General features: G+C 70.3%; 2 protein-coding genes. Both read right to left on the bottom strand.

What is annotated here, in order from left to right; all coding sequences use genetic code 11:
• A partial coding sequence (locus CG716_RS29385) for a hypothetical protein (protein WP_094484664.1) occupies positions 1-699 on the bottom strand: 699 nt, incomplete at its 3' end.
• Between the two features lie 52 nt (positions 700-751).
• A partial coding sequence (locus CG716_RS29380; RefSeq protein WP_133067047.1) for an NlpC/P60 family protein occupies positions 752-1,117 on the bottom strand: 366 nt, incomplete at its 5' end.

Raw genomic sequence — 1,117 nt, 5'->3', positions numbered from 1 at the left:
GCCGGGGCCGCAGGCCTCGACGTAGAGGCGGCGCAATGCGACGACTCCGTAGCTGTCGGCGACGAACCGGGCGAACCACCAGGCGCGGTCGTAGCCGCGCGCTCGTGCGGGCCCGGCGACGTCGAGGTCGGCGTCAGTGGGCAGCGCGGTGTCGGCCGCGGCCTCCGAGGGCAGCGGTGTCTGCGGACGGGCGACGAAATCGGCCACTCCCTCCAGCAGCCAGCGCGGTGCGTCCAGTGCCGTGTCGGCGCGGGCGGCGAGGTGGAAAAGCTCATGGGTCAACACGATTCGCAGCGAAGAATCGCTCATCGCGGCAGCGCCCGGGGCGAACACTATGCGTTGCCCGCTGGCGTGATGGTGCTCGAAGTCGACATCGTCGGCGACGGATACCGCCGCGATGTCGTTCCAGTTCCCGGCCGGGGCGAGCCCGGCCTGGGCGACGAACTGGGTCTGCGAGTCGGTGGCGATCACGACGATGTCGCGTTCCCAGTCGGTGCCCCAGAACTTTTCGACGGCGGCCACGGCGCCGCCGATGTTCGCTGCGACCCGCGTCAGCAGCCCGTCGGTGGCAGCTCCACCCAGACTGATCAGCCGCACGTTACGGCCGTCGCCGACCACCAGGGGGGCCGGGGCGGGAACGGCGGCAGACTGCGATGGTGACGGCGCAGCAGGCTGCGAGGCGATCAGGCTCGATGCCACCAGCAGTTCGGCGACTAAGACGACGGCAAGGACGGCCGGAAGCCGGCGCCGCTCAGTAGCGACGGACGTTGTAGATCGGGGCGTTGTTGACCGGGGAGATCATCACCGGCCGGCCGAACGTCGAGGCGTGAACCATCATCCCGTCGCCGATGTAGATCGCCGAGTGCGAGGCGTCGGAGTAGTAGTTGACCACGTCGCCGGGCTGCATCTGGTCCAGGGACACCGGCTGACCGCCTGCGGCCAGAGCCTGGCTGGAGTGCGGCAGGAAGACGCCGGCCTGCTGGAAGGCCCACATCACCAGGCCGGAGCAGTCGAACTGGGAGGGACCCGAGCCACCCCAGACATAGGGGTCGCCGATCCGGGTGAGGGCGGCCTGCACGGCGACGGCAGCCTCGTCACTACCCGGGGTGGGACCGGG

This window comes from Mycolicibacterium sphagni (assembly GCF_002250655.1).
Classification (GTDB): domain Bacteria; phylum Actinomycetota; class Actinomycetes; order Mycobacteriales; family Mycobacteriaceae; genus Mycobacterium; species Mycobacterium sphagni.
Note: the sequence above shows the minus strand (reverse complement) of the source record. Positions and strands in the feature narration are given on the sequence as shown.